General features: G+C 42.0%; 30 protein-coding genes and 1 rRNA gene. 7 read left to right on the forward strand and 24 right to left on the reverse strand.

What is annotated here, in order from left to right; genetic code table 11:
* Together FZC88_RS07565 and FZC88_RS07570 are read right to left on the reverse strand one after the other, a co-directional pair.
* A 16S ribosomal RNA gene (locus tag FZC88_RS07565) occupies positions 1 to 195 on the reverse strand; the annotation flags it as partial.
* 259 nt (positions 196 to 454) lie between these two features.
* Positions 455 to 1,321 (reverse strand): nucleotidyltransferase-like protein, encoded by an 867-nt coding sequence (locus FZC88_RS07570; RefSeq protein ID WP_148968127.1) that lies wholly within the window; start codon positions 1,319 to 1,321, stop codon positions 455 to 457.
* 154 nt (positions 1,322 to 1,475) lie between these two features.
* On the opposite strand from FZC88_RS07570, the gene FZC88_RS07575 reads away from it, so the two are divergent.
* The gene (locus FZC88_RS07575; protein ID WP_148968126.1) at positions 1,476 to 1,823 is read left to right on the forward strand and encodes a YgzB family protein; all 348 of its coding nucleotides are present in this window, start codon (positions 1,476 to 1,478) and stop codon (positions 1,821 to 1,823) included.
* Positions 1,824 to 1,905: 82 nt separating this feature from the next.
* On the opposite strand, the gene perR is transcribed toward FZC88_RS07575, so the two are convergent.
* From perR to FZC88_RS07615, 8 genes are all read right to left on the reverse strand, one after another.
* Entirely contained in the window at positions 1,906 to 2,346 is a 441-nt protein-coding gene (perR, locus tag FZC88_RS07580; RefSeq protein ID WP_397540941.1) for a peroxide-responsive transcriptional repressor PerR, read from the reverse strand.
* Positions 2,347 to 2,439: 93 nt separating this feature from the next.
* Positions 2,440 to 2,988, reverse strand: a complete 549-nt coding sequence (locus FZC88_RS07585; protein ID WP_148968125.1) for a cob(I)yrinic acid a,c-diamide adenosyltransferase — start codon at positions 2,986 to 2,988, stop codon at positions 2,440 to 2,442.
* A gap of 1 nt (position 2,989) precedes the next feature.
* Entirely contained in the window at positions 2,990 to 3,940 is a 951-nt protein-coding gene (locus FZC88_RS07590) for a D-2-hydroxyacid dehydrogenase (RefSeq protein ID WP_148994318.1), read from the reverse strand.
* A gap of 225 nt (positions 3,941 to 4,165) precedes the next feature.
* Entirely contained in the window at positions 4,166 to 4,630 is a 465-nt protein-coding gene (bcp, locus tag FZC88_RS07595; protein WP_148994319.1) for a thioredoxin-dependent thiol peroxidase, read from the reverse strand.
* Between the two features lie 70 nt (positions 4,631 to 4,700).
* Positions 4,701 to 5,105, reverse strand: a complete 405-nt coding sequence (locus FZC88_RS07600) for an ion channel (RefSeq protein WP_148968122.1) — start codon at positions 5,103 to 5,105, stop codon at positions 4,701 to 4,703.
* 61 nt (positions 5,106 to 5,166) lie between these two features.
* The gene (locus FZC88_RS07605) at positions 5,167 to 5,952 is read right to left on the reverse strand and encodes an ABC transporter permease (protein WP_148994320.1); all 786 of its coding nucleotides are present in this window, start codon (positions 5,950 to 5,952) and stop codon (positions 5,167 to 5,169) included.
* 3 nt (positions 5,953 to 5,955) lie between these two features.
* Positions 5,956 to 6,747 carry an ABC transporter permease gene (locus FZC88_RS07610; protein WP_148994321.1) on the reverse strand — a complete coding sequence of 264 codons (792 nt, stop codon included), beginning with the start codon at positions 6,745 to 6,747 and terminating at the stop codon, positions 5,956 to 5,958.
* A 51-nt stretch (positions 6,748 to 6,798) separates the two neighbouring features.
* A complete protein-coding gene (locus FZC88_RS07615) occupies positions 6,799 to 7,809 on the reverse strand; it encodes an ABC transporter ATP-binding protein (RefSeq protein WP_148994322.1) in 1,011 nt (336 codons plus the stop codon).
* Positions 7,810 to 8,008: 199 nt separating this feature from the next.
* On the opposite strand from FZC88_RS07615, the gene FZC88_RS07620 reads away from it, so the two are divergent.
* Positions 8,009 to 9,295 (forward strand): glutamate-1-semialdehyde 2,1-aminomutase, encoded by a 1,287-nt coding sequence (locus FZC88_RS07620; RefSeq protein ID WP_148968118.1) that lies wholly within the window; start codon positions 8,009 to 8,011, stop codon positions 9,293 to 9,295.
* Between the two features lie 271 nt (positions 9,296 to 9,566).
* Positions 9,567 to 10,649 (forward strand): FUSC family protein, encoded by a 1,083-nt coding sequence (locus FZC88_RS07625; RefSeq protein ID WP_148968117.1) that lies wholly within the window; start codon positions 9,567 to 9,569, stop codon positions 10,647 to 10,649.
* Between the two features lie 48 nt (positions 10,650 to 10,697).
* Here the strand turns inward: FZC88_RS07625 and nikC are convergent, their stop codons facing one another.
* The 10 genes from nikC to fabL form a co-directional block, all read right to left on the reverse strand.
* Positions 10,698 to 11,594: a nickel transporter permease gene (gene nikC, locus FZC88_RS07630; RefSeq protein ID WP_044339707.1), complete on the reverse strand. Its 897-nt coding sequence runs from the start codon at positions 11,592 to 11,594 to the stop codon at positions 10,698 to 10,700.
* A gap of 28 nt (positions 11,595 to 11,622) precedes the next feature.
* Positions 11,623 to 12,627 (reverse strand): ABC transporter permease, encoded by a 1,005-nt coding sequence (locus FZC88_RS07635; RefSeq protein ID WP_148968116.1) that lies wholly within the window; start codon positions 12,625 to 12,627, stop codon positions 11,623 to 11,625.
* Between the two features lie 408 nt (positions 12,628 to 13,035).
* Entirely contained in the window at positions 13,036 to 14,625 is a 1,590-nt protein-coding gene (locus FZC88_RS07640) for an ABC transporter substrate-binding protein (RefSeq protein ID WP_148968225.1), read from the reverse strand.
* 74 nt (positions 14,626 to 14,699) lie between these two features.
* Positions 14,700 to 15,665 carry an ABC transporter ATP-binding protein gene (locus FZC88_RS07645; RefSeq protein ID WP_148994323.1) on the reverse strand — a complete coding sequence of 322 codons (966 nt, stop codon included), beginning with the start codon at positions 15,663 to 15,665 and terminating at the stop codon, positions 14,700 to 14,702.
* On the reverse strand, positions 15,640 to 16,656 hold the full coding sequence (locus tag FZC88_RS07650; RefSeq protein WP_148994324.1) for an ABC transporter ATP-binding protein: 1,017 nt from the start codon (positions 16,654 to 16,656) through the stop codon (positions 15,640 to 15,642). The genes FZC88_RS07645 and FZC88_RS07650 overlap by 26 nt, the downstream gene beginning before the upstream one ends.
* Positions 16,657 to 16,971: 315 nt before the next feature.
* Positions 16,972 to 18,720: an ABC transporter ATP-binding protein gene (locus FZC88_RS07655; protein WP_148994325.1), complete on the reverse strand. Its 1,749-nt coding sequence runs from the start codon at positions 18,718 to 18,720 to the stop codon at positions 16,972 to 16,974.
* Between the two features lie 164 nt (positions 18,721 to 18,884).
* Positions 18,885 to 19,415 (reverse strand): nucleoside tri-diphosphate phosphatase, encoded by a 531-nt coding sequence (gene ntdP / locus FZC88_RS07660; protein ID WP_113970149.1) that lies wholly within the window; start codon positions 19,413 to 19,415, stop codon positions 18,885 to 18,887.
* 166 nt (positions 19,416 to 19,581) lie between these two features.
* Complete coding sequence (locus FZC88_RS07665) at positions 19,582 to 19,842, reverse strand: YgaB family protein (RefSeq protein ID WP_148968224.1); 261 nt, start codon at positions 19,840 to 19,842, stop codon at positions 19,582 to 19,584.
* A 265-nt stretch (positions 19,843 to 20,107) separates the two neighbouring features.
* A complete protein-coding gene (locus FZC88_RS07670) occupies positions 20,108 to 20,317 on the reverse strand; it encodes a gamma-type small acid-soluble spore protein (RefSeq protein ID WP_113970044.1) in 210 nt (69 codons plus the stop codon).
* Between the two features lie 76 nt (positions 20,318 to 20,393).
* The gene (gene fabL / locus FZC88_RS07675) at positions 20,394 to 21,137 is read right to left on the reverse strand and encodes an enoyl-[acyl-carrier-protein] reductase FabL (protein ID WP_148994326.1); all 744 of its coding nucleotides are present in this window, start codon (positions 21,135 to 21,137) and stop codon (positions 20,394 to 20,396) included.
* Positions 21,138 to 21,240: 103 nt separating this feature from the next.
* Between fabL and FZC88_RS07680 the strand changes: the two genes are divergently transcribed.
* Entirely contained in the window at positions 21,241 to 21,465 is a 225-nt protein-coding gene (locus tag FZC88_RS07680; protein ID WP_148968111.1) for a hypothetical protein, read from the forward strand.
* 42 nt (positions 21,466 to 21,507) lie between these two features.
* Here the strand turns inward: FZC88_RS07680 and mutY are convergent, their stop codons facing one another.
* Together mutY and FZC88_RS07690 are read right to left on the reverse strand one after the other, a co-directional pair.
* On the reverse strand, positions 21,508 to 22,614 hold the full coding sequence (gene mutY / locus FZC88_RS07685; protein WP_148994327.1) for an A/G-specific adenine glycosylase: 1,107 nt from the start codon (positions 22,612 to 22,614) through the stop codon (positions 21,508 to 21,510).
* A gap of 55 nt (positions 22,615 to 22,669) precedes the next feature.
* Complete coding sequence (locus tag FZC88_RS07690) at positions 22,670 to 22,972, reverse strand: hypothetical protein (protein WP_148968109.1); 303 nt, start codon at positions 22,970 to 22,972, stop codon at positions 22,670 to 22,672.
* Positions 22,973 to 23,062: 90 nt separating this feature from the next.
* Here FZC88_RS07690 and FZC88_RS07695 point away from each other — a divergent pair, with 90 nt between their 5' ends.
* Positions 23,063 to 24,049, forward strand: a complete 987-nt coding sequence (locus FZC88_RS07695; RefSeq protein WP_148994328.1) for a metal-dependent hydrolase — start codon at positions 23,063 to 23,065, stop codon at positions 24,047 to 24,049.
* Between the two features lie 43 nt (positions 24,050 to 24,092).
* On the opposite strand, the gene FZC88_RS07700 is transcribed toward FZC88_RS07695, so the two are convergent.
* A complete protein-coding gene (locus tag FZC88_RS07700) occupies positions 24,093 to 24,368 on the reverse strand; it encodes a YfhJ family protein (RefSeq protein WP_148994329.1) in 276 nt (91 codons plus the stop codon).
* Between the two features lie 150 nt (positions 24,369 to 24,518).
* On the opposite strand from FZC88_RS07700, the gene FZC88_RS07705 reads away from it, so the two are divergent.
* A complete protein-coding gene (locus tag FZC88_RS07705) occupies positions 24,519 to 24,683 on the forward strand; it encodes a small, acid-soluble spore protein K (RefSeq protein WP_148994330.1) in 165 nt (54 codons plus the stop codon).
* 31 nt (positions 24,684 to 24,714) lie between these two features.
* Positions 24,715 to 24,873, forward strand: coding sequence for a YpzG family protein (locus FZC88_RS07710; protein WP_082051311.1), 159 nt, complete (start codon positions 24,715 to 24,717; stop codon positions 24,871 to 24,873).
* A gap of 38 nt (positions 24,874 to 24,911) precedes the next feature.
* On the opposite strand, the gene FZC88_RS07715 is transcribed toward FZC88_RS07710, so the two are convergent.
* Positions 24,912 to 25,238, reverse strand: a complete 327-nt coding sequence (locus tag FZC88_RS07715; protein ID WP_148968106.1) for a YfhH family protein — start codon at positions 25,236 to 25,238, stop codon at positions 24,912 to 24,914.
* Positions 25,239 to 25,364 lie beyond the last annotated feature (126 nt).

Consider the following 25,364-nt stretch of genomic DNA (forward strand, 5'->3'; position numbering starts at 1 on the left):
CATGCGAGGAAATGAGTTATCCGGTATTAGCCCCGGTTTCCCGGAGTTATCCCAGTCTTACAGGCAGGTTACCCACGTGTTACTCACCCGTCCGCCGCTGACTGATGGGAGCAAGCTCCCATCAATCCGCTCGACTTGCATGTATTAGGCACGCCGCCAGCGTTCGTCCTGAGCCAGGATCAAACTCTCCGATAAAAGTTTGAATAGCTCTTTAAAAATAAATCTAGAATTAACGTTGACGTATTGTCTTGTTTTGTTCAGTTTTCAAGGTTCAATGTGCAACCGCTTCGTTTAAGCGACTTTTTTATCTTACCAAGTTATGGAGTTAATGTCAACAACTTTTTAAGACTTTTAAGTCGCCACTGACCGCTCGTTGTCGTCGTTCAGCAGCGACATTTACTAATATAACAAGGTTTCATATTGAAGTCAACGAATAATTAATATTTCACTATAATTATTTTACTGCTCGATAATAACGGTGATAAATCCCCTGTCCCTTTGTCTCTACATTTACAATTTCAACGAATCCTTTATCTGTCAGATATTCAATGAGCATGCTTAAATCCACTGAATAATGTTTGGCCTCTGAATGATTGAGGAGGTCCTGGAATGTCCAATGTTCTTTCTGGTCCAGTACGCTTAATAGATGTTCCGTTGAAACCTTCGTTCTTGAGTGAATGAGAAACTCGCTTGCCAGAAACAGCAGTTCAAGTCGTTTATCGATCTCTTCATCACTTGTTACGAGTTCTTCATACAACTTGTAGATTTCAGGCTCTATTTGTTTTACCTGGTTCCATACTGTAACCTCAGGATGAAATCCGTTTTCGATAACTGCAAGCCTGGCGAGATGGTGTAAGGAATGGACGATGTGATTATAGGCATCTAAATAATGCTTACTTTCAAAGAACTCTTTACCGTCCATGTAACGACGAATCAGCTTGGCAAATTCCATCCCCATCTTTATCTTTCTACCATAGAACGGGAAATCTCTTAACTCTGTTTTAAGATTATGAATATATTCGTTGCGATCGAACAGTACCTTGCCATTAAATAACCAATCGATCACTTTGCGGTTGGACCCGAGTAATATCCACTCATTCAACTTAGCTTCCGTTACGATATGTAAGGCTGCCTTCTGTTCTTTATAAGAATAGTGTTTAATGAATACTGGCTCTTCAGCTTCTTTCACCACTAGAAAAAGGACAATATCAAAAGTATCCGTCAACGGACTGGATTTCTTGCTTTGTTCTATTAAAAGTGCTCCTAAAGTATTGGGGTGACTTGTACGCTCTTGGTATAACGGTCGTAAAATGTCTTCCATTTCATACTCCTCCACATCACTCATTGGTTGGTTACTATTTCGACATTCAAAGGCGATTTCCTTCTCTGAATATAGTCATTTTTCGACAAAACGGTTTCGTATCCCTCTTCTTACAACAATTATGGTATAGTATTTTTTTAGGAGGGACAAACAAATGGCTAAGTATTCGAGTAAAATTAATAAAATCCGTACGTTTGCCTTAAGTTTGGTTTTCATCGGATTTATCATTATGTACGTAGGTATATATTTTAGAGAACATCCATGGGTTATGACAACATTCATGCTGCTGGGTTTTCTGGCGATCATTGGAAGCACGGTTGTCTATTTCTGGATCGGGATGCTATCCACTAAGGCTGTTCAAGTCACATGTCCTAATTGCGGGAAGGTCACAAAAGTCCTTGGACGGGTAGATATGTGTATGTATTGTAATGAACCATTGACTCTTGATCCGAATTTGGAAGGCGAAGAGTTTGATGAGGACTATAATAAAAAGAAAAGATAACCCAAACGAGAAAAGACCTTCTACTGAAGGTCTTTTTTTAGCATCAAAAATAGGATGGCCCTGATATTAGGACCATCCTTACCTAGTGGGTTTCCTTTATTGAGCAGTCAGAACATGTTCCGTAGATTTCCATTCGGTGGTTATTCACCTTGAAACCTGTCACATGGGAAGCCAATTGTTCAACTTCATCCAATCCAGGATAATGGAAGTCAACGATTTTCCCGCAGCCATCACAGATGACATGGTAATGATCGGTTGTCACAAAATCGAAGCGACTGGAAGCATCACCGTAGGTCAACTCTTTCACTAAGCCTACTTCACGGAATACACGTAAGTTGTTATAAACAGTAGCTACACTCATGTTCGGGAATTTTCCTTCGAGTGCTTTATATATGTCATCAGCAGTTGGATGAGCCATTGAATCAATGAGATACTCTAATATCGCATGACGTTGAGGAGTAATACGGACTCCCGTTTCCTTCAATGTCGAAATCGCTTCCTTTAATTGTCCTTCTTCAGACATCGTCATGCACCTCTTTTCATAAGAATTATTATTTTATAATCTTTATAAATAGTGTACTAATCTACGGTCCCTTTTGTCAATCTTTCTCCCTAGTTACTCATGTAAGTTTTTCTCTTGTTCCCCGAGCTGCTGGTTTATATAGCGTCCTGCCACGAATAGATAGTCAGAAAGTCTGTTCAGATAAGAAAGGACCATCGGATTAATGTCTTCATCAATTCCAACCGCTTCTCTTTCGGCTCTTCTCACGATTGTTCTTGCCGTATGCAGTGCAGCTCCAGCAGGCTGACCTCCTGGAAGGATGAAATTGCTAAGGGGCGTAAGGGCACCATCAAGAAAGTCAATTTGCTCTTCCAGTTCTTTGATATGTGATTGTTCAAGCTTCCACTTCACTTCTTTTCCTGCAGGCGTAGCCAGTTCCGCTCCAACATGAAAGAGAATCGTTTGCACCTTATGAAAGAACTCCTCAAACTTTTCTTTTCCATCAAAGTATTCTGATTTAATGTAGCTTAGACCTAAACCAATCATCGAATTCGCTTCATCGCATGTCCCGTATGCCTCAACCCGCTGATCTTTTTTTGACACTCTCGTTCCATATACCAATGACGTTGTTCCCTTATCTCCGGTTTTCGTATAAATTTTCATCCTAATATCCCCTCTCTGCATCGATTACGTTGATATAGTTTTCACTATTCTTACGATATGTAGTTAAATTCTTTTTAAATATTTCAAGTGCTCTTGGCATGTATTTTTTTGTGATACTTGAAAGATGAGGCGTCACCGTTATGCCTTCATTCTTCCAGAACGGGTGATCTTCTGGTAATGGTTCCTTTTCAAATACATCAAGGTACATATGTTGAATTAACTTCTTGTCACTTACTTCAAGGAGAACGGATTCCTCCACGAGATCCCCACGACCAATATTGATGAAAACAGCCGTGTCCTTCATTTGTTCAAAGTGCTCAACCTGCAGGAGATGCTTCGTTTTCTCAGTACTGGGCAGAACGGATAGAATGTAATCGGCATTTGCCAGCTCCTTCTGAAATGTCTTCAGGGTGAAAATGCTGTCAAAATGTTCTACTGGAGACCCGGAAGAGTTCACACCCGTCACTTTCATGTGAAACGCTTTAGCCAATCGTGCGATTTCTCCTCCAATGGCTCCTGCCCCCAGAATAAGGAGTGAGGCTTCATGGAGTTCTGAGGTTGGAAGTCTTCTGCTCCACACGCTATCCTCTTCCTGCTTCCATACTGCTTGAAGCTGTTTTGCATGCTGAAGCATCAATCCGATTGTAAACTCAGCCATAGGAATTCTATGGATTCCCCTTGCATTGGTCACCAGGATGCCTCTTTTTTTGATAGCTTTAAATGGCATCTTCTCAAGGCCTGCCGAGGTGACCATGATCCATTTGCATTTCGTACTCTTTTCAATGTGATAGTCGGTTAAATCTTCCCCCATGGTGACAATCACTTCTGCTTCTGGAAGTTCATTTTCCGCTTCTTTGATTTTTTTATAAAAAAGAAATTCAACCTCATGGAAGCTATTCTTTAAATCTGAGACAAACTCTTCCTTCGGTTGAAATGTGAAGATAATTTTCATGTAGCTGCCTCCCATCCCTATTGCCCACTATTTTACCATATTTGTACCGCATCACCCTATATTCAGCATCCTTAAAAGCATAAAAAAAGAGGATCGACCTGGTCGATCCTTACACGGATGAGACTGACTTATTTGAGGAGGTTGCCCTACTCTTACTATATGTCTTTACCTCTCTTGTGAATGGACAAAAGCCTCAAGCTTCTTAAAATAGGCTAAAAAATAGGTTCAGGAAAGGTTCTCTTGAATGTATTGAAGAGCTTCCTCCACATGTCCCTTCACTTTCACCTTCCTCCATTCCTTGGACAGGTTTCCTTCTTTATCGATAATAAAGGTAGAACGTTCAATTCCCATATATTCTTTCCCGAAGTTCTTCTTCAGCTTCCACACACCGTATTCCTCTGCCACCTTATGATCTTCATCCACAAGCAGAAGGAAAGGAAGTCCATGTTTGTCTACAAACTTTTCGTGCTTATCAACGGGATCCGGACTCACCCCTAAGATAACGGCATTGAGATTCTCAAAGTTTTCATGCTGATCCCTGAAATCACATGCTTCTGTCGTACAACCTGGGGTCATGTCCTTTGGATAGAAATAAAGGACCACGTTTTTCCCCTTGTAATCTGAAAGCTTCACCTTTTCTCCATTACTTGCAAGTAATTCAAATTCCGGTGCTTTTTGACCCACTGTCATGTATGTTCCCCTCCATTGATTATTTCTAACTTTAGCGTACCCAATAGGAGGGAAAAACTCAAACCATATGCTACTTGTTTTCGTAGTTTAAAAATGATTTCACGACAAACGCGGCAGGTATGGTGTAACCGAGCCATGACTCAATAAGGGCAATCCCCCTCCCGATACCAACAGGGGTTACATCCCCGTATCCTACCGAGAAAAGGGTGATACCACTGAAATACATCGTAGTGAAAAAATGATCTAGAAAGTTCCCGGTTAAGGGTTCCCCTCCTTCAACGAGAATCGGAATCCCTTCAAGCTCAAAGAGTGTGAACAGAAGACCGAATCCAATCATGATCGTGATATAGCTCATTCCTAAAAAGAGAAAATGATGAAGTGAAACGTGATGCTCTTTCCACCTTGAAGGATAAAATAAGGCCCGTAAACTCATCACCATGCAGAACAGAATGAAAAAACCAATGATATAAAGCATGTACATACCCTCTTTTTTCTGCTTGTCTTCCTATATGTACGCTTAATACTTCAGATTCATTCTAGTTACCTGCACCTCTGTATCGTTTCACTCCTTCATTCCATAACACGATCGAGAAGATGAAAAATCCGATGCCCACAAATGGAGTCAGAAACGAGTATGGATACCATTCCGTCTTTTCCAGGAAAAAGGCAGATGGATAAACTCCAACAAAAGCGAATGGAAGAATCCACGTTAACACGAAACGAATCACATTATTATAGATATCCACGGGGTATCTTCCATAGTTTCCGATATTGTACATCATCGGCATGATCGACGTTTTCGCATCCGACCAGAATCCGATACTTGCAAGAGCGATGAAGATTCCTGCATACACTAGAGCTCCCCCGATTACAAAGAGGATAAATAAAACGGGTTCGTACCATTCAAAGGTAATATCCAGTCTTCCCCCGGCGTAGAACATAACCGAGAGACCCGTTATCACTCCGAAAAGCGACTCCAGTTCCATTCGCTCTAAGATAATTTGAAACAAGCTGTGTATGGGACGGGTCAGGATCCGGTCGAACTCACCTTTCACCACATACCTGTCGTTAAAGTCCCAAATGTTGAAGAACGAACTGAATAGTGCAAACGGGACCAGGAAGAAACCATATATGAAAATAATTTCGTCTCTTGTCCATCCGCTCAGAAGCTGAGTATGGCCAAACACGACCAGGATAAATACGAGGTTAACAGCCTGAAACAGTAAATCAGAAAGAATCTCTACTACCAGGTCGGCCCTGTATTGCAGCCTGATTTTCATATATTGGGCGACATATTGGAAAAACATCTTTACATAAAACATCCGTCACCCTCCTTGAATAATCATTTGTTTTTTTGCCATGATCCAGAGTATCTTAATTGGTATGAGAAGAATCAATGACCATACGCCCTGCATAAGAATTGCGTTGAATGATTCAGAAGTCGTAAAGCCATTGGTAAAAATCATGCTGGGAACATAACTTATACTCTGGAACGGTAAGTATCCCATCACATTTTGCGCCCAAATGGGAAAAAAATGAATCGGCAGCAATAAGCCGGAAAACAAATCAATGACCACCCGTTTCGCCCGGATGAGGCCATCATTATTAAATAAGAAAAAGGTCGTGATACCCGTCAGTAAATTGATTTGTGTATTGATAATGAAGCTAAACACGATTGAAATCGCAAATAAGCCCAATGTATCAAACCCTGTCCCGAATTGCAGCGGGAAGATGAGGCTGACAATAATCATTCCCGGGAACGAGAAAAACAACAGTCTGAAGACTCCCTCTCCGAGTCCCTGCATCGTCTTCATCCCCAGATAGTTATAGGGTCTGATAAACTCAACCGCCACTTTCCCCTCCTTGATTTCCTGAGCGATTTCACGGTCGATATTATTAAAGTAAAATGCCCTCGCCATCCATGAAACGGCCACATAGGTCGTCATTTGAATGATCGATAATCCTTCAATATCACTTTTTCCTCCGTAGATGGCCTGCCATAAGAAATAGTAAGCTCCAATATTGATACTGTATATTAATATTCCACTATAATAATTAGTTCGGTACGCCAGCATCATGAGGAAGCGGATGCGAATCATTTCTATATACTTAGCCATGATACCCTCCCAGACACACTGGAGCTGAACCGGTAGCTTCTAATCCCACACTCATCTCGTCACAGCCCCTTTTTCATAGATGTTCCGTATGATTTCCTCCGTAGTCGTTTCTTCAATCTTCATGTCTTTCACTTTGAAACTCGCAACGATTTTCGTTATCAGTTGTGAGATGACTTCATCATCCGCTTCAATTAATGCTGAATAGCTCTGCTTTTTCTCATCAAAGGACCAGGAGATGTTTTGATTCTTAGTAATTTCGGATAAAGCGGACATAGACGTTTCGTCCAGAAATTGAAACACGACTTCCTTTTGATCTCCCCAATTTTCCTTGAGCTGACTCAGAGCCCCGTCATAAATGATTTTCCCTTCATCCAACATCACGACCCGTTCACAAAGAGCTTCGATGTCGGTTAAATCATGGGTGGTTAGAAGAATCGTAGTATTGTACTTCTCGTTTATTTCTTTTAAAAATTGGCGGATTTTCAGTTTCACCAGAACATCCAATCCAATTGTCGGTTCATCCAAGAACAGTAAAGGCGGATTATGGACAAGAGCCGCTGCCAATTCACATCTCATTCGCTGCCCCAATGATAATTTACGGACCGGCTTGTCCAGTAGCGGCGCGATATCCAGTGTTTCAATCACATGATCCATATGTGCTTTATATTGTTGATCGGGGACTTTGTACACTTTCTTTAAGAGCTGGAAGGATTCCTGAACCGCAATGTCCCACCAGAGCTGGGAGCGCTGCCCAAACACGACCCCGATCGTCTGAACGAATTTTTCCCGATCACGATGAGGATTCATTCCATTGACGTGCAACTCTCCCCCGGTCGGTGTCAAGATCCCCGTCAGCATCTTGATGGTAGTGGATTTTCCGGCTCCATTTTCACCGATGTACCCGACCATCTCACCCTGCTTCACATTGAATGAAATATCGTTCACCGCAGGAACGATTTTATAATTACGCGTAAACAAATCCCTGAATGCCCCTTTTAATCCGGAACGACTGGAAAAAGCCTTGAATTCCTTACGCAAGTGATGTACTTCGATTGCATTCATATTGCGTCCTCCTAATTTCAAAAAAGTTTCGGTCCCTCTTTTACAAACAAAGAATAGTGTACCACAGAGATCTGTTTCCCTTAGAACAGTCTGCTTGAAAATTAGTGTGCCCAATGATTCCCTATTTGCTAAAGTGGAAATTACCGTACTACAATAGAAGAGTAGTAGATAGCTAAATACACATATATAGGAGGAAAACATGAAATATACTGAATCAGAAACTTTACATACAGAAGCATTGGAACATATCGTAGGAGGAGTGAACAGCCCGTCACGTTCATACAAAGCAGTGGGCGGAGGCTCCCCGGTTGCAATGGAAAGAGGTCAAGGCGCATACTTCTGGGATGTAGACGGAAATAAATACATCGATTATCTGGCAGCATATGGACCTATCATTACCGGTCACGCCCACCCACATATTACAGAAGCGATCAAAACAGCGGCGGAGAACGGAGTCCTTTACGGAACCCCTACCCGTCATGAAGTGAAGTTTGCCAAAATGATCAAAGAAGCAATGCCTTACATGGACAAGGTTCGATTTGTAAACTCCGGTACTGAAGCGGTTATGACAACGATTCGTGTTGCAAGAGCTTACACTGGGAAAGACAAAGTCATTAAATTCGCAGGCTGCTATCACGGTCACTCAGATCTGGTCCTGGTTGCAGCTGGATCTGGACCATCTACTTTAGGAACTCCTGATTCAGCCGGTGTTCCTAAAAGTATCGCCCAGGAAGTCATCACGGTTCCATTCAACGACATCGAGCCCTTTAAAGCAGCAATGGAAAAATGGGGAGATCAAATTGCAGCAGTCCTCGTGGAACCTATCGTAGGGAACTTCGGAATTGTAGAACCTAAAGAAGGGTTTCTTGAGCAAGTGAATGAGATAGCTCATAATGCCGATTCCCTTGTTATTTATGATGAAGTCATCACGGCATTCCGATTCATGTACGGCGGGGCTCAGGATATGCTAAAGGTAAAGCCTGACTTAACGGCGCTGGGGAAAATCATCGGCGGCGGTCTTCCAATCGGAGCTTACGGTGGCAAGAAAGAAATCATGGAACAGGTAGCCCCGTTAGGACCTGCCTATCAAGCAGGTACAATGGCAGGAAATCCCGCTTCCATCCTTTCAGGAATTGCCTGCCTTGAAGTATTAAAAGAAGAAGGCGTATATGAGAAGCTTGATAAACTCGGTGAAATGCTTGAAAAAGGGATCCTTACTGCAGCTGAAAAACATAACACACCGATCTCCATTAACAGATTGAAAGGAGCTCTCACTCTTTACTTCACTACAGAAAAAGTGGAGAACTATGATCAAGCGGAAGCAACAGATGGGGAAATGTTTGCCAGGTTCTTTAAGCTGATGCTGAATCAAGGAATCAATCTTGCTCCTTCTAAATATGAGGCATGGTTCCTTACAACTGCGCATACTGAACAAGATATACAGGAAACGATCGAAGCTGTCGATCGTGCATTTGCACAATTATAATCGAATAAGAATCAGTCAAAGACTGCTCCACCGGAATTTCACCATGGCGGAGCAGTCTTTTTGGTTCACTTGGTATGAATAACTCTTCCTTTCCTGGCATATCTATTCATTTGGCAGAGGAATTCCGTTTCCCTATCTGTTTATTCCCTTCATCAAAAAGGTACATATTTTGTAGAAACATATTTAAATTTCCCTATTGATATTGCTTGTAAGTACATGTATAGTACAGTATTGTTTATAAAAAAGTTACACAAGAAAGGATCCTAATTCCATGAAACTTGGTGCTCGCATCCTTAAAACGGGAATTGCGATTGTATTAGCTTTACTTGTATCTCAGCTATTGAATATACCGTCTCCAGTGTTTGCTGGAATCGCGGCAGTGTTTGCCGTCCAGCCCACCATTTATCGGTCTTATCTATCGATTATCGAACAAATTCAAGCGAACCTCATAGGTGCCGGGATTGCCGTTATTTTTGTTCTTTTATTCGGCAGCAATCCTCTTATTGTGGGTCTCGCTGCTGTCATAGCGATTGCCATCATTCTTAAATTAAAGCTGCAAAACACGATCGGCCTTGCCCTCGTAACGTTGATCGCGATTATGGAAGTGACGGATCAGGATTTTATTCAATTTGCATTTATACGTTTCTCAACCATCATGATTGGAGTATTTTCATCGTTCATTATTAACTTGATCTTCCTGCCGCCAAAATACGAAACGAAGCTTTACCATAAAATATCTGATTCTACAGAAGAAATCTTAAAGTGGATTCGATTAAGTTCAAGGCACGCAACAGAGTTCCACCTCTTGAAAAAAGACTTGGAGCGCATTAAAGAAAAGCTTATAAAGGTCGACCAATTGTATCTTCTTTATAAAGAAGAACGGGATTATTTCAAGAAAAATTCAATTGTCAAAAGTCGTAAGCTTGTCATTTTCCGTCAAATGATTTCATCAACGAATCGAAGCTTTGACATCTTGAAGCGATTGAACCGGTATGAAAATGAAATTTTCCAGTTACCTGATGAATTACGTGGAGTCATCAAGGGACAGCTTGATTGTCTCCTTACTTACCACGAACAGCTTCTATTGAAGTTCCTGGGTAAGATGCATCCCCATACTGAGTCAGAAGCCCAGCAGGATGTGTGCATGCATCGAAAAGAACTGATGAATATCATGATCCAGGAAGTAAAACAGCACAGTAAAGATGATAATATTCATAATTTCCATCTGCTGCATATTTTCTCGGCTATCTTTGAATACGATGAGCATTTAGAGCATCTGGAAAAACTCATCACAAGCTTCCAATCGTATCATAAAGAAGACAATGAAGTGATGATCGGGGAAGAAGAGGAATAAAAACAGAGCAAAGGATGTGATTTCCTTTGCTCCGTTTTTTTGTTTTATTTAGTTTTTCATTTTAGGATCAAGGGCATCCCGAAGTCCGTCCCCCATCAAGTTGAATCCCAGTACCGTCAGCATGATGGCAAGTCCCGGGAAGATCATTGTCCACGGGGCTTGCAGCATGAACGTACGTGCATCAGCCAGCATTTTCCCCCATTCGGGCTGAGGGGCTTGTGCTCCTAAACCAAGGAAACCAAGTGCCGCGGCTTCGATTATAGCAGTCGCAATGGCAAGAGTTCCTTGTACAATGATCGGCGCCATACTGTTAGGAAGGATATGACTCAATAGAATACGACTATCTTTCATCCCAATGGCTTTCGCAGCCATCACATACTCTTCCTGTTTTACACTCAACACCCGTGACCTAATGAGTCGCCCAAAGTTAGGGATATTGATAATCGCAATGGCAATTAAAGCATTTCTCAGGGATGGCCCAAGAGCAGCTACAACAGCTATCGCTAACAGGATACTTGGAAATGCAAGCATGATATCAAAGATTCGCGAAATAATCGTATCCACCCATCTTCCATAATAACCTGCCACGATTCCCAGAAGACTTCCTACTACTGCTGAACCGATTACTGCAAAGAAACCTACCCATAATGAAATTCGAGCCCCATAAATAATTCTGGATAATATATCCCGTCCAAAGTCATCTGTCCCGAGCCAATGTTCAGAAGATGGAGCCTGCAGTCTTTTAGATAAATCTTGTTCATTGATGCCTTGTGGGGCAATGACTGGTGCGGCGATAGCTAAGACGACAAAGAATAGCACGATAAAAAATCCAACTAAAGCGATTTTGTTTTTTCGAAAGCTTTTCCACGCTTCCTTCCAGGGAGAAACCGTTTCCTCCTGCAGGGAAGGATGAAGCTCCTTTTGCGGTTCTGCTAATTCTGCCATGAGAGTTCACCTCTTTCTTCTATTGATGTTAGTTGTATTTAATGCGCGGATCGACAGCAGCATATAGTAAATCGACGATTAAGTTGATTGTGACAAAGATAGTGGCCACTACGAGAATGCCTGACTGTACAACAGGATAATCACGGAAGCCGATCGCTTCATAAATATAGCGACCAATTCCAGGCCATCCAAAAATCGTCTCTGTCAATATCGCTCCACCCAATAGGAGCCCCATTTGCAAACCGATTACCGTCAATACTGGAATGATGGCATTTTTAAGAGAATGCTTGTACACAACCCAGAACATTTTCAGACCCTTCGCACGAGCAGTTCGAATGTAATCCGAACGCATGACCTCAAGCATACTTGAACGAGTCATTCGGGCAATGATCGCCATAGGAATCGTGGCAAGTGCAATACCCGGAAGGATCAGATGCCTCATCACTTCACCTAATTGATCGAAACGTCCTTGTATGATGGTATCTATAATATAGAGATTCGTAATGGCATCGATCGGATTACGAATGTTTTCCCTTCCTGTGGTTGGAAGCCAGTCAAGTTGAATACCAAAGATCCACTGCTCCATCAAACCAAGCCAGAAGATCGGCATAGACACCCCGACCAAAGCCAGTATCATGGCCGTATAATCAAACCATGAGTTCTGGAACCAGGCACTGATGATACCCGCATTCACCCCAATGACCACGGCAATGATGATAGCTACAATCGCCAATTCGGCTGTTGCAGCCAAGTATGGCCATATTTCACTTGAAACTTCTGTTTTTGTACGAATAGAGCTGCCTAAATCACCTGTTAAAAGGCCTTTTAGGTACTCGAAATATTGAACATACCAGGCATTATCAAGACCTAACTGTGTTCTTAGCTGTTCAATGGCTTCTTTTGAAGCCTGTTGACCCAGGATCACTTGGGCAGGGTCTCCAGGTATCGCCCGAATGATAAAGAATACAATAAAAGTCATCCCTAATAATACGGGTATTAATTGAAGTAATCTTCGAATGGTGTATTGAAACATTTTGTTCACCTCTCTGAAAGGAGATTCTAGTATTCATGGAAGCTTGCTTAAATCATTTTCATATCATGCTTGTTTCCTCTGACCAAGCCGCCTCCGCTTTTCTTCTTGTCGAGCTACGACGGCTAGCCCCTCGAGGTCATAAGTCCATCTTGCCCCAAAGGCATAAAGCGCCTTTTGTGCAAGCTCGCCATATGCTTGTCGGGGCTGACCAAGCCGCCTCCGCTTTTCTTCTTGTCCAGCTGCGGTGGCTCGAGGCTCGAGGTCATTTCAGATCGATCAGCTGAAGGCAAAGTACGCCTTCTTCTGATCGTCCTGAAATGCTTGTCGCCTCTGACCAAGCCGCCTCCGCTTTTCTATGTACAAAGGGGAGACTTAAAGTCATCTCCCCTAGGTTGAATCTTATTAGGACTATTCCATGTCTACTGCACCTAAGAAGTCAGATCCTGTTGGATGCGGTTGGAAGTTCTTCACAGCCGCACTACCAGCTAATAATGGTGTGGAGTGAGCCAAAGGTACCCAAGGAGCATCTTCATGGATGATTTCCTGAGCCTGTTTGTACATCTCTTCACGTTTTGCTTGATCTGTTTCAGATTGAGCAGCAATTAATAAATCATGAAGCTCGTCATTGCTGTAGTACGTGTAGTTATTACTTCCGATATTGTCTTTATCAAGTAATACATATAGGAAGTTATCTGCATCACCGTTGTCACCAGTCCATCCAAGTAAGAACGCATCCGCTTCTCCGTTACGGGCTTTCTCTAGGTAGGTTGCCCATTCGTAAGACACGATTTTAGCTTTTACCCCTACTTCTTCAAGGTCCGCCTGAATCGCTTCAGCTACTTTTTGACCATCCGGCATGTACGGACGTGGAACAGGCATTGCCCATAATTCCATTTCAAATCCATCTTCAAGTCCTGCTTCAGCAAGAAGTTCTTTTGCTTTTTCAGGATTGTATTCATATCCTTCAAGTGCATCATTGTAGCCGCCAATAACTGGAGGCATTGGGTTTTTCGCTACTTCTGCTCTTCCTTCGAAGAATGCATCAATGATTTCCTGCTTGTTGATTGCATAGTTAATTGCCTGGCGTACTTTTGGATTATCAAAAGGTTTACGAGTCGAAGTTAACCCTAAGTATCCAACGTTCATAGAAGGACGTTCGAATAATTGTAATTGGTCGTTCCCTTCAACTTGTGCAGCATCACTTGGATTGATACCATCTGCAAGATCGATTTCACCAGAAACCAGCGCGTTAAGGCGTGCAGAGTTTTCAGGAATTGATTTGAAGACAACTTGATCTAATTTCGGTAGATCTTTATTCCAGTAGTCTTCATTCTTAACTAAAACGATTTTGTCATTACGCTTCCATTCTTTGAACTTGAAAGGACCTGTACCTGCATCAGTCGGTGCTTCGCCTAACTTATCACCTAACTCATCAAGAGCTTTAGGACTTACAATCGCAAAAGGACTCATCGCAATGTTCTTTAAGAACGGAGCTTGAGGGCGCTTAAGAACGAACTCAACTGTATTCTCATCAACCGCTTTTACTTCATTGATAACGTGACCTTCATCACCTTTAAATCCACCAAACATAGATTTATAGTAGTAGAATGCTTCTTCATTACCATTCATCCAACGCTCAAAGTTCTTCACTACTGCGTCAGCATTGAAATCTGTACCATCTTGGAATTTAACACCTTCACGAAGTGTGAACGTATACGTTAAACCGTCTTCAGATACCTTCCACTCTTCAGCTAATCCTGGATTTGGTTCTGTATCCTGTTCACCAAATTCAACTAAAGTTTCGAAGATATTCTTTGTTACTTTAAATGATTCTCCATCTGTAACCGCAGCAGGATCAAGTGCTACCGAGTCCCCCCCGCGACCAAAGATCAATACTTTTGGATCGCCACTATCTTTACTGTCGCTGCCTTCGCCTGAAGAGCTTTCATTCCCTCCACATCCGTAAAGAACAGATGATACGAGTAGGATGAGCAGCATTAAAATTGACCAGCTTTTTTTTCTCAACTAAATCCCCTCCTGAATAATGTTTATATACTTATGAGACTTGTCTTCTAGTAAAGATGACAAGCTACATAATGCCCTGGTTGGTGTTCCTTGAATTCCGGTACTTTCTGTTTGCAGATCTCCGTTGCATGTGGACATCTGGTGTGAAATGTACAGCCACTTGGCGGGTTGGACGGACTGGGAATGTCACCTTGCAAGAGAATCGTTTCCCTTTTGAAATCCGGATCCGGTACCGGTACCGCTGATAGAAGTGCCTGGGTGTATGGATGAAGCGGTTTTTCATAGAGTGTTTCACTATTACTCAGCTCTACCATTTTTCCGAGGTACATCACGCCTACCCGGTCACTTATATGTCTAACTACACCTAAATCATGCGCAATGAAGATATAGGTGAGTCCGAACTCTTTTTGCAAATCCTGCATCAGGTTCAGGACCTGGGATTGAATGGATACGTCAAGAGCTGAAACAGGCTCATCGGCTATGATAAGCTTCGGCTTCGTCATGAGAGCCCTTGCAATCCCGATACGTTGTCTTTGTCCACCGCTGAATTGATGTGGATAACGTTTCGCATGATAGCTGCTCAACCCGACAATATTAAGTAGTTCATGAACCCTCTTTTTTCTTTCCTTTGCTGAACCCATTCCATGGACCTTCAATGGTTCTTCGAGAATCTGTTCAACAGTATGCCTTGGATTTAAGGAAGCAAAAGGATCCTGAAAGACCATTTGCATCTCCCGGCGAATCTTCCTCATTTCTGAGTTTGATAGACTCGTAAGCTCTCGATCTTCGAATGTCACTTTTCCTTCGGATGGATCGATGAGTCTCATAAGCATTCTGCCAGTCGTAGATTTGCCACATCCACTTTCACCTACGATTCCTAGGGTCTCTCCTTTATTCACTGTAAAAGATACCCCGTCTACTGCTTTTACCGAACTGACGGGTCGTCCAAGAACTCCTCCTGTAATTGGAAAGTGTTTCTTAAGATTCTCAACCTTTAGCAACGGTTCCGTCATAAACTCCCTCCTCCACTTCATCGAACAGGAAGCATCGTGTGCAATGTCCTTGTGATGTTTCATATAATTCCGGTGTTTCAACTAAACAGCGATCGAAGGCATATTCACAGCGGGCTGCAAATCGGCATCCTGTCTTAATGGACCCCGGTTTCGGAACATTCCCCTGAATCGAGTGCAGTCGCTGCTGCTTGATTCTCATATCCGGTACGGATTGAATCAGGCCTTTCGTGTAAGGATGCTGAGGGTTTTTAAAGATTTCTTCTACTTTCCCCTCTTCCACCACTTTACCTGAGTACATAACGACCACCCGTTCACATGTTTCAGCAACTACTCCTAAATCATGAGTAATCAAGAGGACCGCTGTATTCAATTCTTTATTTAATCGTTTCATCAATTTTAAAATTTGGGCCTGAATCGTCACATCAAGAGCGGTTGTCGGCTCGTCTGCTATCAACACACGTGGATCACAAACCATGGCCATGGCAATCATGACCCTTTGTCTCATACCGCCTGATAGCTGATGGGGGTATTCCTTGATAAGCTCTTCAGACCTCGGTAAACCGACCATCCTCATAATTTCAATCGCTTTATCCCTTGCTTGTTTCTTTCCAACCTTCGTATGTATTCTTATTGCTTCCGTTAATTGGTCACCTATAGTAAAAACAGGGTTTAAAGATGTCATTGGCTCTTGGAAGATCATCGCTATATCATTGCCCCGGATATCTCTCATTCGCTTTTCAGATGCTTGTGTCAGATCTTCATCTTTATACAGAATCTTTCCACCTACTATTTTCCCCGGTGGTTTCGGTACCAGGCCCATTATGGATAGGGATGTAACACTTTTACCACAACCACTCTCCCCAACGATCCCGAGCACCTCCCCTTCATTTACATGAAAGCTAACTCCATCGACTGCAGGAACTTCTCCGTCATCAGTAAAAAAGGAGGTCCTCAAATCTTCCACTTTTAGTAAAGGACGCGCTTCGCTCATTCAAATCCTCCTCTTGAAACTTTCTCTCTTTTCTTAATAGTCCTTATTTTCTAAATTTTATATGTTTCTTATTATACAAGATGTTACAAATGTTGCAATCTATTTTCAGAATTTTTCTACACAAAACCCATTTACTCTTTCATTCCTAATTCAATTCAATATATGTCCAATTATTCTTTTCATTCCTTCCAGATAAAGTTATTTAGCCCTACTTCTTTCACCGAACACCTGAAATAAGTTTGATATTTTTTTTAGGAAAACAAAAAAATCATGACTTTTATCACGTATATCGTGATAAGTCATGACTTTCTTAGTTTATTGATCGAGCTGCTGTACTTGGAAGAGTTTATAGTAATGACCCTGTTTTGCCATCAGCTCTTCATGTGTGCCCATTTCGACAACTTCTCCGTGCTCCATATGAATGATTCTATCAGCATGAGTGATCGTTGATAATCGATGAGCCACTATGAAGGTCGTTCGATCTTTTGCCAGGATTTCAAGAGATTCCTGGATCAGGTGTTCGCTTTCCAGATCAAGGGCTGACGTTGCTTCATCCAGTATGAGAATCGGTGGATTTTTAAGGAACACCCTGGCAATCGCGACACGCTGCTTCTGTCCTCCGGATAGTTTCACACCTCTTTCTCCTACTTTGGTGTCATAGCCTTGAGGTAATTTCATGATGAAATCATGTGCATTTGCCGCCTTGGCAGCTTCTATTACTTCTTCATCCGTTGCATCAGGATTACCGAATTTAATATTCATCTTGACCGATTCACTAAAGAGAATATTATCCTGAAGCACCATTCCGATATTGTCCCGCAAAGACCTTACCTGAAATCTTCTGATGTCTGTTCCATCTAAAAGAATTTCACCAGCTGTGACATCATAAAAACGGGGAATAAGACTGACGAAGGATGATTTTCCTCCACCGCTCATGCCGACCAGAGCGACGGTTTCACCCGTTTTAATATCAAGGTTGAGTTTACGCAGAACGTCTTCCTCTTCAGATTCATAACGAAAGGAAACATTTTTAAAATGAATATCTCCGCGTACATTTTCACAAGGAATCGCCCCTCGCTCATCATCAATATCATACTTCTCATCCATGAACTCAAATACACGGTCCATGGAAGCGATCGATTGAGTCAAGGTTGTAGAAGAATTCACCAGTCGTCTAAGCGGACCATAGAGACGATCGATATATGCGATAAAGGCAGCCATTGTCCCAATGGTCAGATCTCCATTAATAACTTGCAGCCCCGCATATCCGATGATGATTAACGGAGATATATCCGTAATGGTATTCACAACAGCGAACGCTTTCGCATTCCAGCTTGTTTGCTTTAAGGCTTTCGTTAAGAAATTGCTATTTTGATCTTGAAACTGTTTTTGTTCATAGTCTTCTACGGCAAAACTCTTGATGACAGCCATCCCTTGAACTCTCTCGTGCAAATGGCTTTGTACCTCCGCGAGTGCCTGAGAACGGTCTCTCGTCAACCCTCTAAGTCTGCCAAAGAAATAACGGACAGAAAAAGCATAGAAAGGAAATGCTATTAAAGAAACAAGTGTTAATGAAACATCCATCGTAAACATGATGGATAGAGCAATGACAATGGTAGCGGCATCCAGCCAGAGGTTCATCAGACCGGTGATTACGAAATTCTTCGTTTGTTCTACATCATTGATGACCCTGGAAATGACTTCCCCTGCTCTTGTATTCGAGTAATATTTAAAGCTGAGTCGTTGTATATGTGAAAACAAATGGTCCCTTAAGTCATACAAGATCTTGTTTCCCGTCCACTGAGCAAAGTACTGTCGATAATACTCTACAGGTGGTCTTACCAGTAAGAATAGGCCAAGCATGATCCCCATGATCATCAGTAATTGATTTGTCTTTTCTTCCGAAGACAGGCCAGAAGCCCCTACTATATCATCAATGACATACTTGATTAAAATCGGGATTAATAAGGGAATCGTAAATTTAATAATACCTATAATTAATGTACCAATAATTTGCCACCGATAAGGTTTTACAAATTGAAGGTAGCGTTTGATACTATCCAAGTGATTACTCCTTTCTAAGATGTGAGTATTTATTTTGCCCCCAATAAAAAGGGATGACCCTGTATGGAACGCAGCAATGTTCCTCTTCAAGTCCTTTCAGGAAATGAAAAGGGTTGCTCCTTACTGGGTCAGCCCTTTAATGCCTATACAGTTTTCCAGCTGTGTTACCCCCTGTGAGTAAGATAACGCTCGTACCAAATGTCAATAAAGTCAGGAGCAAATGGCCCTTTTCTTTGTCGGATCCAGCGAACAAGCTTGTCGACATTTCGCTTCAGGATGTGGTCGATCACATCCGGGTAACCATACAGCTTGCGATGAGCTTCATACTCATCCTCATCCAGCAATGTATATGTCATATCAGGAAACACTTTAATATCCAAGTCGTAATCAATATACTTGATCGCTTCATGGTCATATACAAATGGTGAGCTTAAATTACAATAATAATAAATACCGTCCTCACGAATCATACAAATAATGTTAAACCATAGCTCTGAATGAAAATAGCATATTGCCGGTTCACGGGTCATCCACGTTCTTCCGTCTGATTCCGTCACCATCGTTCGATCATTTCCACCGATTATCTGATTGCTTGTTCCTTTAAGAACCGTCGTCTCATTCCATATCCGGTGAATGTTGCCATCATGCTTAAAGCTATGTATTTGTACTGATTTTCCTTCAGTGGGAACCGCCATCGTATCCCCTTCTTTCATTTCAAAATTACCCTTATATATACTTATCTATTCTATCATTATAACGTTTCCTCAGAAAATTTAAAACAAAAGGGCTATCCTTAAAGAAAAAATCCTTTAAGAATCGCCCGGTTTCTTTTCAAAAATGGGATTTATCATTCATATCTTTTTATGTTGTAACGCTGTTTTGTTCCTTTTGATAGGAGCGAATCACTTCATCGGTTTGTTTTTGAAACATGTTTTGAATCTCTTTAAGTTCCATCTTTTTTGAAGCAATCTCTCTCTTTATAGACTCAACCTTCGTCATCTCTTGAAGCTGAAGCAGCTCCTCTTCAAGCTCTTGACAACGTTCGATCTCAGACTGAAGATATAACAACTTATCCATGGTCTCCAACTGCTCTGTTACCAACTCATTAAACCGTTGCTGCATCACTTCCACCACTCCCCTAAACAAGCTCTCCTAAACATTCTCCTTTCACCCTCCAAACCCTTTGACAACTTCTGTCACAATCCCACCAGTTTTGTCGATGGAGGGACGGACCTCCATTTTTCAAAGGATGATGATTGATTGGCGTTGACATGATAGGATTCATGGGAGGTCCGTCCCTTTATATGTAGCGATTTGAGAGGTCCGTCCCTCAAAAACGAAAAAGCACCCAAGTTAATGGGTGCTTTTTCCGTCAAGAACAATTCAATTATTGTTGTTGTTGACCGTATTTACCAGAAGCTTTCGCTTTGTTAGCTTCTGCTTGTTGGTTTTGTTGCTTCACGTGTTGTGCTGCTGTTGTTTCTGAAGCGAACTCAGTACCGTATTGTTGTTGTTGAGCTTGACCAGCTTGAGCGTTTTGTTGTTTCACATGTTGAACGCTTGTACCAGCTTGAGTTTTGTTTGGTTGTTTTGCCATTGTAATCACCTCCACGCTTATTAAGATAACCAAGCGTGGATTTCACTATTCGATATTTTTCAGGAAATACATTCCACTAAACGAGTAGAGAGCGACCGCCATCGACGATGATCGTTTGACCTCTGATCATGGAAGAATCGTCTGAAACGAGGAACATCACTGACTTTACAAGATCATCAATTTCCACCATCCGTCCTGCAGGTGTTTTACTGCGTGCATCTTCCAGGAGCTCTTCACGATTAGGGAAATGCTTGAGTGCATCTGTATCGATCGCACCACCGGAAACTGCATTTACGATTATGTCACGCGGTGCAAGCTCAACTGCAAGATAACGCGTTAATGCTTCAACTGCAGCTTTGGATACTCCCACAGTTGTATAATTGTCTAAATAACGGATGGATCCCAATGAGCTTATGCTTACAATGCGTCCGCCTTTATCCATTAATTTTGCCGCTTCCTGGGCACAGAATAGTAGTGCCTTGCTGTTAATGTTCATCGTCCAATCCCAATGAGATTCCTCAAGTTCCATGACCGGGCGAAGAACCCCGGATGCTGCGTTACTTACCAACACATCCAAGCGGCCGAACTCTTCTTTGATCTGTTCGAACATCGATTTGATTTTATCGACGTCTCCTACATTTGCCCTTACGACAAATGCTTTTCGTCCCAACTTTTCGACCTGTTCAGCCGTTTCGAGTGCACCTTTTTTGCTTCGTGCGTAATTAATGACGATATCGTATCCTTTTTCTGCTAGTTGAATCGCAATTTCCCGCCCAAGTCCGCGGCTGCTCCCTGTGACTAATGCTACTTTTTGACTCATGTTGATCATCCTTTCAATTTCATTTTCCATTCGGTGTAAAGCATAATCAGGCCTTGAACATGCACACTAATAAGAGCACGTCAGTTGAATGGAGGAATGAGTTATGTATGTAGGTAGAGATATGACAGAGCTTTCAATGATTCCTAAAAATGAATGGGAGAAAAGCGAGCTTGCCTTCTTTCATCATTCACTACAACAAATAGTACCCTATTTGAACGCAGAAGGACAATCGATTCACAGAGAAATTGTTGAAGAAATTGAAAACCGAGGCGGATTGAAGCGAGGCGAAGCCGATTATACACATGGCACAAAGGTTAGTTACGATTGAAATGGCAATAGACAAAGAGCAACCTTCCCGGCTGCTCTTTTTTTATTTCTGTAGTATCCCTTCACCTGTCTCCTTCCAGATTTTCTGGTGGGAAACAGGAAAGGCATACTTCTCTAATTCTTCAGTCGTTACGGCAATCAGACCGCTGGCATCAAGAGTAGTACTGTCGATAGAACCAACATATACTTCAATATCCCAAACAATGTGTGAGAATATATGCTGGATTTTCGTGACAACCCCTGCTTTCAATGAGCAATCTACCTTGTATTCTTCCTCCATTTGATCAAGCAATTGCTTTCGTCCGCCGCTTTTACTTCCCACTTCAAAATTAGGGAATTCCCATAAGTTAGCAAGCAGTCCTTTACTCGGGCGTTTGTGGATAACCACTCGATCATCTTCCGTAAACAGAACGGCTGCCGCCATATTCAGCTTACGTGCAGATTTCTTTTTCGATTTAATTGGAAGTTCTGTTTGCACTCCTTCTTCAAATGCCTGACAGTGCTCCCGGACAGGACATAGTAAGCAGGATGGTGATGTCGGTGTGCAAATCAGTGCCCCAAGCTCCATCAATGCTTGATTGAAATACGATGGATTCTCTTCAGAAATCAAATTTCTGACTGCTTGTTCAAATACCTTGCGTGAAGCAGGTTTGGCAATATCCAGCCAGATAGAGAGGATCCTTGAAAATACCCGCATGACATTTCCGTCGACAGCAGGCTCCGGTTTGCTGTAGGCAATACTCAAAATCGCCCCCGCAGTGTATGGTCCCACACCTTTTAATGACGATATTTCTTTCGGTGTATCCGGGACGATTCCTTCATACTTTTCACTCACTTCTTTTACAGCAGATTGAAGGTTTCTGACTCTCGAATAGTAGCCGAGACCTTCCCATGCTTTCAGCACATCTTCTTCGTCTGCTGTAGCAAGAGCATCTATGGTAGGAAATTTCTCGATGAATCGGTTAAAATAAGGTATGACCGTATCCACTCTTGTTTGTTGAAGCATGATTTCTGATACCCACACTTTATATGGATCTTGATCCTTCCTCCATGGAAGATCGCGCTGTTCCCTTGAAAACCATGATAGTAAATCTTTCTGAAATTCCTCACGGTTGATGGTTTGTAAATGTTTCAAAGATTCTTCAGTCAATTTTGTACCTCCAGGATGTTAAATGTTACATTGAATAGGGAATAAATAATTAAGGCTATGTTTTTAAGCCAACAAGGTTTATTTCTTTTAACCCTCCACAAATACATTCGTCCAATAATCCAAATAATAAATGACGACGGGAAGTTCGTAAACGTTTCAAAACATGGAAATGGGATTCTGTTGGCACAATAAACCGTTCGATGTAACGATTAGAGCCGGCATCAGACTTTTCCCATTGGATATTACAGGCGTCGTATTGTGGTAATGTCTCGACGATGTTATTCATAATCTGCTTATATTGAGGTTTGAAGTTTTGTTTTATTTCATATTCTAAGTAAATGTGTAAAGTGTTTTTCATTGAAATAAACTCCTTTTAACCATATCATGTTCAAAAATGAATACAAGTCATAAAGAAAACAAAGAAATGCGAGCCAAGGGAGGACTTTTTTTGGATACAGGCACTCATATCGTCATGGGTTTCGCTCTTGGGGGCTTAGCCACCCTGGATCCCGTTGTTGCTGAAAGTGCAGCCACTTCTCAAAGTGTGCTCGTTGCAGCAGTCATCGGCTCTCAAATACCAGACATTGATACCGTTTTGAAATTACGCAATAATGCCGTTTATATACGTCATCACCGAGGCATCACCCACAGCATTCCAGCTTTATTTCTGTGGCCGCTTTTAATTGTCGCTTGTCTTTATCCTTTTTTCCCGGGGGCAGATTTGCTTCATTTATGGATTTGGACATTTGTGGCCGTATTCCTCCATGTATTTGTCGACATTTTCAACGCCTATGGGACACAAGCCATCAGGCCGATCTCGTCGAAATGGGTCGCTTTAGGGGTCATTAACACGTTTGACCCGATTATTTTCGGGATTCATATTGGAGGATTGATTCTTTGGGGCATCGGATTACCGCCCGGAAAAACCTTTTTGGTCATGTACATTGTGATTTTTGCTTATTATGTATTAAGATTCCAGGTTCAAAAAGCCGTAAAAAATGCTGTTAAGCGAAGAATCCCTAAAGCGGAGAAAATAATCGTTTCTCCGACGATCCGGTTTTTCCAATGGCGACTTGCGATCGTAACCAAGGAGCATTACTATGTCGCCCGGGCATTCAGACGGTCGATTACGATTTTTGATAAATTTGAACGGATACCGATACCAGAGAATTCAGTAATCAATGCCGCTAAAAAAGATAAAAATCTGGCCGCTTTTCTTTCCTTTTCGCCTGTTTTCCGCTGGGAAGTGGATGAATACGAAGATCATTTTGAAGTTCGCTTCATCGATCTTCGCTACAGAAATAACGGACACTATCCATTTGTCGCCCTGGTACAGCTCGACAAAGATCTGACCATCGTCAGCTCCTACACAGGATGGGTCTTCAGCGAAGAAAAACTCCGCTCAAAAGTCGACATCGACATTTTAATCGATTAAAGCAGTGAGGGACGGACCTTTTCAAGGTCCGTCCCTCATCACTTTAATGCACTAAATCATCACCTTCTGTATCGTCGATCAGGTGTTTGTATTTAGGGTTTTGTGCAGCAAATTCGTGGATTTGTTCTCCGTATGTATTTACCCATTGGCGAACGACTTTTTCCGTTACTGCTTTCCCTTTATAATCGTAACCTGCTTTTGCATATGTAGCTTCGAAATCCTCCCATACAAGTTCGATCCAGGTTCTCGCTTTTTCATACGAAAGTTTATTGTTTTTTTCAATTAACAATTGTGTTAATTCGTGGAATGTTGACTCCATTTTGTCTCCTCCTTTTCCATATATTTAGTTCCCGCTTTTATGATAATGTACACCATTTCACCCATACTATTAGTACGTGGTTAAGCTTAGTTGTGAATCTTTGCTTCTTCACGGTATGAGTCAGAAAATTCACCTTTTAGGAGGCACTTTATGCGAAATAAATCGACAGGGTTCCCTAACATGAATAACAATAAATTCGAAGGTGAACCAAGAGCTAAAGCGGAATTTGCATCTAAAAGGGCTAACGGCACCATCAATACCCATCCTCAAGAACGTATGAAAGCTTCTGGAGAAAGAGATCACGACTCACTTTAATGAAGTGAAATTTGTTTAGGGGGTAGTTACGATGGCAAACATGAAAAACAACTTCTACCGAAATAAGTACAGTAGTCCATTTAACAAGGCATTCTACAATCCAAAGCATGCCCATTCCCAAGCTAATGGACAAACCACACAAACTCAAGACTTAATCATTCTAGAGAACCAGACACGCAAGCGTTCCTAGACTGTTTCCGAGGTCCGTCCCCATGACGGACCTCTTCATTATTTCTTTTCCCCTGCTAACAGCGAAATCGGCAGTGCTTCTTCTTTTCCGTCTCCTCCCAGGCGATATCCCCAGGCAAATACCCCGTTTAGATAGTCCACTTTGAAATATGTACCGGGATCCCCTTCTATCGCGTAGATGCCACCTGGCTTGTAGCTATCGGGATCCATTAAATAAGCCTGTGCCATAAGAGCCTTCCGCTCCAAAACGGCGAACTCATTCACAATCCCCAACTGTTCAGCTTTTCTTGCCTTTTCTTTCAACGAAGCAATTTCCTGCTTCAACTCATGCTCCGTCATCTCACTATATCTTCTCTCTTGTTCCATTCTTCATCACCTCTACTAATAGTAGTATAGAGAAAATGATACAATAAGAAAAGCGGAAGCGGCTTGGTCAGCCCCGACAAGCATAAGACGGCCCCTTATTCCAAGACAATCATCTAACCAAATTCA

Origin of the sequence: Rossellomorea aquimaris, from assembly GCF_008180865.1 — a bacterium.
Classification (GTDB): Bacteria; Bacillota; Bacilli; order Bacillales; family Bacillaceae_B; genus Rossellomorea; species Rossellomorea yichunensis.

Bases quoted from the DNA above. Each gene is read 5' to 3' on its own strand.
- FZC88_RS07570 (WP_148968127.1), bottom strand. From the start codon at position 1,321: ATGGAAGACATTTTACGACCGTTATACCAAGAGCGTACAAGTCACCCC.
- FZC88_RS07575 (WP_148968126.1), top strand. From the start codon at position 1,476: ATGGCTAAGTATTCGAGTAAAATTAATAAAATCCGTACGTTTGCCTTA.
- perR (WP_397540941.1), bottom strand. From the start codon at position 2,346: ATGTCTGAAGAAGGACAATTAAAGGAAGCGATTTCGACATTGAAGGAA.
- FZC88_RS07585 (WP_148968125.1), bottom strand. From the start codon at position 2,988: ATGAAAATTTATACGAAAACCGGAGATAAGGGAACAACGTCATTGGTA.
- FZC88_RS07590 (WP_148994318.1), bottom strand. From the start codon at position 3,940: ATGAAAATTATCTTCACATTTCAACCGAAGGAAGAGTTTGTCTCAGAT.
- bcp (WP_148994319.1), bottom strand. From the start codon at position 4,630: ATGACAGTGGGTCAAAAAGCACCGGAATTTGAATTACTTGCAAGTAAT.
- FZC88_RS07600 (WP_148968122.1), bottom strand. From the start codon at position 5,105: ATGCTTTATATCATTGGTTTTTTCATTCTGTTCTGCATGGTGATGAGT.
- FZC88_RS07605 (WP_148994320.1), bottom strand. From the start codon at position 5,952: ATGTTTTATGTAAAGATGTTTTTCCAATATGTCGCCCAATATATGAAA.
- FZC88_RS07610 (WP_148994321.1), bottom strand. From the start codon at position 6,747: ATGGCTAAGTATATAGAAATGATTCGCATCCGCTTCCTCATGATGCTG.
- FZC88_RS07615 (WP_148994322.1), bottom strand. From the start codon at position 7,809: ATGAATGCAATCGAAGTACATCACTTGCGTAAGGAATTCAAGGCTTTT.
- FZC88_RS07620 (WP_148968118.1), top strand. From the start codon at position 8,009: ATGAAATATACTGAATCAGAAACTTTACATACAGAAGCATTGGAACAT.
- FZC88_RS07625 (WP_148968117.1), top strand. From the start codon at position 9,567: ATGAAACTTGGTGCTCGCATCCTTAAAACGGGAATTGCGATTGTATTA.
- nikC (WP_044339707.1), bottom strand. From the start codon at position 11,594: ATGGCAGAATTAGCAGAACCGCAAAAGGAGCTTCATCCTTCCCTGCAG.
- FZC88_RS07635 (WP_148968116.1), bottom strand. From the start codon at position 12,627: ATGTTTCAATACACCATTCGAAGATTACTTCAATTAATACCCGTATTA.
- FZC88_RS07640 (WP_148968225.1), bottom strand. From the start codon at position 14,625: ATGCTGCTCATCCTACTCGTATCATCTGTTCTTTACGGATGTGGAGGG.
- FZC88_RS07645 (WP_148994323.1), bottom strand. From the start codon at position 15,665: ATGACGGAACCGTTGCTAAAGGTTGAGAATCTTAAGAAACACTTTCCA.
- FZC88_RS07650 (WP_148994324.1), bottom strand. From the start codon at position 16,656: ATGAGCGAAGCGCGTCCTTTACTAAAAGTGGAAGATTTGAGGACCTCC.
- ntdP (WP_113970149.1), bottom strand. From the start codon at position 19,415: ATGGCGGTTCCCACTGAAGGAAAATCAGTACAAATACATAGCTTTAAG.
- FZC88_RS07665 (WP_148968224.1), bottom strand. From the start codon at position 19,842: ATGCAGCAACGGTTTAATGAGTTGGTAACAGAGCAGTTGGAGACCATG.
- FZC88_RS07670 (WP_113970044.1), bottom strand. From the start codon at position 20,317: ATGGCAAAACAACCAAACAAAACTCAAGCTGGTACAAGCGTTCAACAT.
- fabL (WP_148994326.1), bottom strand. From the start codon at position 21,137: ATGAGTCAAAAAGTAGCATTAGTCACAGGGAGCAGCCGCGGACTTGGG.
- FZC88_RS07680 (WP_148968111.1), top strand. From the start codon at position 21,241: ATGTATGTAGGTAGAGATATGACAGAGCTTTCAATGATTCCTAAAAAT.
- FZC88_RS07690 (WP_148968109.1), bottom strand. From the start codon at position 22,972: ATGAAAAACACTTTACACATTTACTTAGAATATGAAATAAAACAAAAC.
- FZC88_RS07700 (WP_148994329.1), bottom strand. From the start codon at position 24,368: ATGGAGTCAACATTCCACGAATTAACACAATTGTTAATTGAAAAAAAC.
- FZC88_RS07705 (WP_148994330.1), top strand. From the start codon at position 24,519: ATGCGAAATAAATCGACAGGGTTCCCTAACATGAATAACAATAAATTC.
- FZC88_RS07710 (WP_082051311.1), top strand. From the start codon at position 24,715: ATGGCAAACATGAAAAACAACTTCTACCGAAATAAGTACAGTAGTCCA.
- FZC88_RS07715 (WP_148968106.1), bottom strand. From the start codon at position 25,238: ATGGAACAAGAGAGAAGATATAGTGAGATGACGGAGCATGAGTTGAAG.